This window comes from Acinetobacter sp. 24-47-66 (assembly GCF_056779755.1).
Genome location: NZ_JBWYIL010000020.1, coordinates 37,908 through 45,032 on the forward strand (window position 1 = coordinate 37,908; position 7,125 = coordinate 45,032).

6 protein-coding genes and 1 pseudogene are annotated in these 7,125 nt (G+C 39.4%); 1 reads left to right on the forward strand and 6 read right to left on the reverse strand.

All coding sequences use genetic code 11. From position 1 onward, the window contains the following. The first annotated feature begins 146 nt into the window (after positions 1 to 146). Positions 147 to 758: a phosphatase PAP2 family protein gene (locus tag AC1M84_RS13600; RefSeq protein WP_481595175.1), complete on the forward strand. Its 612-nt coding sequence runs from the start codon at positions 147 to 149 to the stop codon at positions 756 to 758. Between the two features lie 4 nt (positions 759 to 762). On the opposite strand, the gene AC1M84_RS13605 is transcribed toward AC1M84_RS13600, so the two are convergent. From AC1M84_RS13605 to AC1M84_RS13630, 6 genes and pseudogenes are all read right to left on the reverse strand, one after another. Continuing rightward, positions 763 to 2,076: an ATP-binding protein gene (locus AC1M84_RS13605; RefSeq protein WP_481587940.1), complete on the reverse strand. Its 1,314-nt coding sequence runs from the start codon at positions 2,074 to 2,076 to the stop codon at positions 763 to 765. A 15-nt stretch (positions 2,077 to 2,091) separates the two neighbouring features. Further along, positions 2,092 to 2,772, reverse strand: a complete 681-nt coding sequence (locus AC1M84_RS13610; RefSeq protein WP_179999736.1) for a response regulator transcription factor — start codon at positions 2,770 to 2,772, stop codon at positions 2,092 to 2,094. 1 nt (position 2,773) lies between these two features. Continuing rightward, positions 2,774 to 4,448 (reverse strand): annotated as a pseudogene (locus AC1M84_RS13615) (phosphoethanolamine transferase). Positions 4,449 to 4,630: 182 nt separating this feature from the next. Further along, positions 4,631 to 5,410 (reverse strand): 3-oxoadipate enol-lactonase, encoded by a 780-nt coding sequence (gene pcaD / locus AC1M84_RS13620; RefSeq protein WP_481595176.1) that lies wholly within the window; start codon positions 5,408 to 5,410, stop codon positions 4,631 to 4,633. Positions 5,411 to 5,458: 48 nt separating this feature from the next. After that, positions 5,459 to 6,664, reverse strand: coding sequence for a 3-oxoadipyl-CoA thiolase (pcaF, locus tag AC1M84_RS13625; protein WP_481595177.1), 1,206 nt, complete (start codon positions 6,662 to 6,664; stop codon positions 5,459 to 5,461). 129 nt (positions 6,665 to 6,793) lie between these two features. Beyond that, positions 6,794 to 7,125: CoA-transferase (locus AC1M84_RS13630; protein WP_481595178.1), on the reverse strand; the 332-nt coding region annotated here is incomplete at its 5' end.

The following is a 7,125-nucleotide window of genomic DNA, read 5'->3' on the forward strand; positions in this document are numbered from 1 at the left end:
TATCCTTAACACTTTTTTATTTTTTAAACCCAACTCAGGTTGGTTTAAGCATATCGTTATGCAGTATAAAAGTCTATTTGATGTCAAATCGTTCAGAAAATTTTAAGCCTGATTGATTTAAATACATTTTTATTCGATGTATTCGTATGAGTTTTTTCTATCGCAAGCAATGTATCGCCTTAATCTTGAGCTATTTCATTTTGGTCAATCTATTTCCAGTACATGGTGCAGTCGACATGAAATTGATTCAATTAGGCTTAAATTCAAAAGGAGTGTTCTATTTAAAAGATGCATTTTGGCCAAGTGTAGTCGGGCATGAATGGGTTAAATATGTGCTAATCGCGATGTACTGCAGTATGCTGATATCTGCAGTCATGGTTGCTCATCCCAAATCGAGAAATCAACGTTTGGAAACCTCTAAAAATTACATCACAATTTTTGCAGTTGCTTTAATTTCAATTATTTTAATAGCGTTGTTCAAATCACAGTCGAACTTGATGTGTCCATGGGATGCAGCTCAACCTCAGGGAATGACAGTTGTCTGGAGTCTCATTAGTAAAGTTGGGCATTGTTTTCCTGGAGGTCATGCTTCTGCAGGTTTTGCATTATTGAGTGCAATTCTCTTGGGAATGCTTATGGGATGGACACAAATGCTCAGAGGAGCGCATTTTTTTAGTCATAATCTTTGGACTGGTTGGCTGATTTGGATGTTCAATGTCGTAATATTTAGTCTAAAAGAAAAGGTTAAATTAGCCTAAGCAATTAATGTAGTTTAATTTCCACTCTCACCAATAAACCACCTAATTGAGGGCTGCGATCAAAGATAAGATTACCCCCCATACGTTCTACCGCTTTTTCAACAATTGATAAACCTAAGCCACTACCAATTTCTTGATGTTGCTCAACTCGATAAAATCTTTTTTTAATACGTTCATAGAGATCTGCTGAAATTCCTGGGCCACTATCTTCGACTTGAATGATAGCTATATCATTCTCTTGAAATGTCGAAACATTAATGATGCCATTGGGAGGCGTGTATTTAATCGCATTCTCTATTAAGTTGGTTAATATTGAATCTATAGCAGATGAATAATTTATAATTTGAACGTGTTCATAACGTTCCATACCTAAATCGATTTCTTTGGCTAAAGCTAAATGAATCAATTGTTCAATAGATTGATAAGCACGTTCATCTAACCGAATACTCATTTTTTTCTCGTTACTGGCATTCAATGAATCTTGTTGAGCGAGATTTAAAAGCTGTCCGACCAAATGCTGAGTTCGGTGTAAACCATTATTCATTTTGATTAATGATTCGTGATGGGGGAGCTCTTTGAGTAAAATTTTAGTTTGAAGATTTAATGCTGTAATTGGTGTTCTTAATTCGTGAGCGGCGTCTGCAATAAATTGTTTTTGTTCTTGTTGGGCATCAGAGATCCTTTGAAATAATTGATTGATTGCTTGAATGCTGGGTACTAGCTCAATAGGGTACTGTTGAGGGTCAATTACGGTCAGCTCATTTGGTTTACGTGTACTTAATTCGGATTTAAATTGCTCAAATGGAGCAAAATTTCTTCTAATTATAAAACCTAAGCCATAAATCGCGAAGGGCATAATGATTAAATAAGGTAAAAACATGTTGATTGCGAGCTCTATGGCTAAAGCTTGTCGAACAGAGTCTTGTTGGCTCACTTGAACTTGAACAGTTTTCAATGGAATCACATAGGTATGCCATTTACCATAATGATTAGTGTGATGATAAAAACCTGAGTTAGCGACGGGCTCAACCAACTGTTTAAACTTTTCGTGTAAATGTGATTGTTGGTCATAGGCCCAAACATCTACAAATAAATCTTCTTCATGGTACTGTTTTAAATGTGAAAATTTACTCTTTACAGGATCTGGATTAAATTTTGCAACACGCTCTGCCAGATTTTTCAGCTGAGCATCAAGTATTTCATTTGTTTCTTCTAAAGCTGTTCTATAGGCTGAAAAAACCAATATGCATCCCATCACCACACTAAAAATTGAGGTAAATACAACAAGTTGCTTTTGTAAAGAGTAGGGTTGCGTCATGTATCAATTCTTGATTTATGGTGTAGGCTGACCTAGCCGATAACCTAATCCTCGCACATTACGAATAAAATTTTTACCTAATTTTGAGCGTATGCGATGAATATAGACTTCAATGGTATTACTGCTGATTTCATTTTCAATATCATACAGTTTTTCTTCAAGATTAGACTTCGAAAAAATCTTATTTGGATAAGTTAAGAGTGGAATTAATAAAGCCCACTCACGGTTTGAAAATTCAACCGTCTGATTTTCAAAACTCGCGATATGTTGTTCAAGATCTAACCTGAGTCCGCCAAATTCTAAAATTTGTTTTATCTGAGATGTATTTTGTTGAGATGCACGTCTGAGTATGGCGTGAATACGCGCTAATAACTCCTCAAACTCGTATGGTTTTACTAGATAATCATCAGCGCCTTGATTTAATCCATCGATACGGTGCTGAAGTTGATCTCTTGCTGAAATAATGAGTACAGGAATTGAAGGAAATAGTGAGCGAAGATGTTTGAGTACTTGCATGCCATCCATCATAGGTAATCCAAGATCGAGCAGCACTAAATCAAATGCTTGTTGATTTAATTGTTTTAAGCCATCGATGCCATTATTGACCCAGACTACTTCAAATGATTGATATTGGAGCAACTTTTGAGATGACTCTGCAATCATAAAGTCATCTTCAATCATCAGGATTTTATTCATATTAGGCTCTGTTCTGTAATTGAGGTTTGCATTGTTGGCTGAGGTCCAATGCGGGTTGTAATGTTGTAGTATGAATATTCAATAAACTTAACATGGTGTGAAAGACATTGTCTTGGCTAAGTACATCATTTTTCTGAGATTCAATGCATCGTACAGTTGACGCTTGATGTTTTCGCCATGCTGTTGAAAACGACATGATCATCGGGACATGAGTTTGTTGTGATGGTGCAATTTGATAAGGGGCGCCGTGTAAATAGATTCCATGTTCACCCGTGGATTCACCATGATCTGATAAATACCATAAAGCGGATTGAAATTGAGTTTGTTTGTTTAATAAATTGATTGTCGAAGCGAGAATATGGTCTGTATATACAATTGAATTATCATACGTATTGATCAGAGCTTGTTGACTACATCCCTGAATTGCGCTGGTGTTACAGGTCGGCTGAAAGGGTGTGTATTGATGAGTGGACCGTTTATAGTAAGCTGGGCCGTGACTTCCCATTTGATGGAGTACGATAAGTCTTGGCGTTTTATCATTTTTGGGAATGGCTTGAATATAGGCATTAAGACTAGCAATCAATATTTCATCTTTACATTCACCCTTAGAATCGCACCATTGCTTACGAATAGATTCGGGAATTTCATAACGCTCAACCCGATTACAAACTTCTTTGCATCCTGAATTGTTATTGATCCACGTTACTTTGTAGCCCGCACGTTGAATAATATCGAGTAAGTTCTCCCGTTGTCTTGCGACTTTTTCTGTATATGCTTGTCGAGTCATACCAGAAAATAAACAAGGTACGGATACCGCCGTTGCAGTACCACAGGAACTGACGTTACGAAAATTGATTATATTTAATTTGCTTAATTCTGGATTTGTAGCTCGATCATATCCATTCAACTGAAAACTTTCTGCACGTGCTGTTTCTCCTATCACTAAAACCATCAGTTTTGGAGTTTGATGGGTCGCCGTTTGAATAAGTTGGTGTGCATCACGTCCGTAGGGGTGAATAGTCGTATTTTTGGGAGGTTGAAGATGTTTATAATAACTGAAGGAGGCTGCAACGACATTTTGAGGACTGATCATCCCTTTCAACTCTCTGTTTTCTCTAAAAATAGCTGCATAGTCAACATAATATAAATAAGCGCAACCTAACACTAAAACTAAACTGATTGCACTGTGTAACATTTTCCTGCAAAGGGTATGAGAAAACGTTGATTTTTTGATATTCACCCAATAAATAAAAAAAAAGAGGCGCTAAAATAAAAAATACAACCCAAATAAATAATCTTATATTTATCAGATCAAATGCTTCCATCGTATTGGTTTGCATCATATTTTGAATCTGATCAGCATTAATAATAATGCCTAAACTACTTACAAAATATGCAGACATACCGCCTAATACAATCCAGATACTTGCAAATATCTTTACGTTCAATCTCCAATGAATAAGATTGAAAATAAAAAAATAAGCGGCTGTGATTAAGACAGATGAACCTATTAAAAAAAGAATTGCTGGGTAACCTTGATAAGGTGTGAGTGAAGTAAGTTGTTTGTAGAACGCAATATTTAAACCAATGCCAACCCATATTGAGAGTACTAAATTGAATAGTGCTAGGCTTATCGTTGGTTTTTTCCATTGCTGAATGATAGATGTGTAGCGCATGCGATGAGTTCTAATATTTAACTACGCTGAGATTAGGTTTTATTTCTTAAAATTTACTGAATAAATGATTGAAGTCTAGGGCATAAAAAAAGCCAGACTGGTGGAGCAATCTGGCAAAGCGTCAAGATGAGTCACCCGTGACAAGTGATGTTTCCTGAGTTCAGGTTTGAGTTGTTCCGAACTTAAGCCTGAATAAATTCAGCCACAGCTTGGTTAAACGCCTGTGGTTGTTCAACATTCGAAATGTGCGAAGCATTAATCTCAACAAGTTGACTACCCGCAATCGCTGCTTGCATAAACTGACCATCTGCCACAGTGGTCACAGGGTCTTGTTGACCTGCAATAATCAATACAGGAATCGAAATCTGTTTGAGTTGTTCACGCACATCCGCCTTAGCCAAAGCTTCACAGCAGCTTGCATAACCTTCAGGGCTGCCAGCTCCTAAGTCGTTTGAAAGTTTTTCAATCACTGCTGGGTTGCTTTGGATAAAGGGATCTGTAAACCAACGACCTGCAGCCGTTGATGCAATCGGTGCTAAACCTTGTTCACGAACCAATACGGCACGATCATTCCAAGCATTTTCATTGCCAATTTTAGCGGCGGTATTACACACAATCACATGACTAAAGCGTTGAGGATGATTGATCGCTAACCATTGGCCTGTCAAACCACCCATCGAAATACCACAGAATGCAGCTTTTTCAACATTTAAATGGTCGAGTAAATTCACCACATCTTGACCAAGTTGATCAATGGTATATGGACCTTGAGGCGCGTCCGATGCACCATGACCACGCGTGTCATAACAAATCACATAATGAGAAGCTTTAAAAAACTCAATTTGTGATTGCCACATGCTGAAATTTGTCCCTAAAGAGTTAGAGAAAACAAGAGCAGGTTTGCTTGAATCACCAAAAGTTTGATAATTGATTTGCGCATCATTTGAAGAAAAAGTAGGCATAGAATCCCTCCCGACCTCCCTTGATAAAAGGGAGGGGGTTTTTAATAGTTAAACACGTTCAATAATTAAAGCGATGCCTTGACCCACACCGATACACATAGAGCACAATGCATATTTGCCACCAGTTGCTTCAAGTTGGTTGAGGGCAGTCGTCACCAAACGCGCACCTGATGCACCCAATGGATGACCCAGTGCAATTGCACCACCATTTGGGTTTACACGCGCATCATCGTCGGCTAAACCTAGGTCACGTGTACATGCCAATGCTTGTGCTGCAAACGCTTCGTTCAGCTCAATCACATCCATTTGCTCTAGTGTTAAACCTGTTTGTGCTAACAGTTTTTTAATCGCAGGTGCAGGACCAAAGCCCATAATGCGAGGTTCAACCCCAACAGTGGTTGCACCAATTACTTTGGCACGAGGTTTTAAATCATATTTTTCAACAGCTGCATCAGACGCAATCAGAATCGCTGCCGCACCATCGTTAATGCCTGATGCATTACCTGCGGTTACTGTACCGTCTGCTTTTACAACAGGTTTTAACTTGGTTAAGGCTTCTAAAGTGGTTGATGCACGTGGATGTTCATCTTTTGCCACCACAACCGCATCACCTTTACGCTGTGGAATAGTCACAGGCACGATTTCTTGATCAAAGAAACCACGTGCTTGCGCTGCAGCCGTACGTTGTTGGCTGGTTAAAGCAAATTGGTCTTGATCAGCGCGGCTAATGTTGAACTGTTCAGCCACGTTTTCAGCCGTTTGCGGCATGGTTTCAACACCATACATTTCTTTAAGCTTCGGGTTGATAAAACGCCAGCCCATGGTGGTGTCTTCAATCTTTTGACTACGACCAAATGCACTCTCAGATTTACCCATCACAAATGGGGCACGTGACATAGATTCAACACCACCTGCCACAATCACGTCAGCTTCACCAGCTTTAATGGCACGCGCGGCCATTGCTACGGTATCGAGTGATGAACCACATAAACGGTTGACTGTGGTTGCAGGTACTGTATAAGGAATACCTGCTAAAAGCGCCGACATACGACCGACGTTACGATTATCTTCACCGGCTTGGTTGGCACAGCCAAATAAAACGTCATCGACGACATTCCAATCCACAGAAGGGTTACGTTCCATTAAGGCTTTTAATGGCACTGCACCTAAGTCATCCGCACGGACAGGCGCTAAACCACCGGCATAACGACCAAAAGGCGTACGGATGGCATCAATGATGTATGCGTTTTTCATTTATTTATGTCCTAAATCTTTGAATCCCTCCCGACCTCCCTTTGAAAAAGGGAGGAGTCCACCCGCTTAAATTAATTGGATGGATAGTCCCTCCTTTAATAAAGGAGGGATTTAGGGAGGATTGATAAATTAGCCTTGAGTCGCATCAATGAGTTTGGCACCCGTCATCGATTGAAGTTCTTCAAAAGATAAGCCTTCAACTTTCTCAATGACTTTCATGCCATCTGCCGTCACATCAATCACACAAAGGTCCGTATAAATGCGGTCCACACATTTCAAACCTGTCGCAGGATAAGTCAGCTCAGCAACGATTTTAGGCTCGCCTTTTTTAGTGACATGATCGGTGGTAATAAAGACTTTTTTCGCACCTACGGCTAAGTCCATTGCACCACCCACAGCAGGGATGGCATCAGGTGCACCGGTATGCCAGTTTGCAAGATCACCATTTTCAGCGACTTGGA

Bases quoted from the DNA above. Each gene is read 5' to 3' on its own strand.
- AC1M84_RS13600 (WP_481595175.1), top strand. From the start codon at position 147: ATGAGTTTTTTCTATCGCAAGCAATGTATCGCCTTAATCTTGAGCTAT.
- AC1M84_RS13605 (WP_481587940.1), bottom strand. From the start codon at position 2,076: ATGACGCAACCCTACTCTTTACAAAAGCAACTTGTTGTATTTACCTCA.
- AC1M84_RS13610 (WP_179999736.1), bottom strand. From the start codon at position 2,772: ATGAATAAAATCCTGATGATTGAAGATGACTTTATGATTGCAGAGTCA.
- pcaD (WP_481595176.1), bottom strand. From the start codon at position 5,410: ATGCCTACTTTTTCTTCAAATGATGCGCAAATCAATTATCAAACTTTT.
- pcaF (WP_481595177.1), bottom strand. From the start codon at position 6,664: ATGAAAAACGCATACATCATTGATGCCATCCGTACGCCTTTTGGTCGT.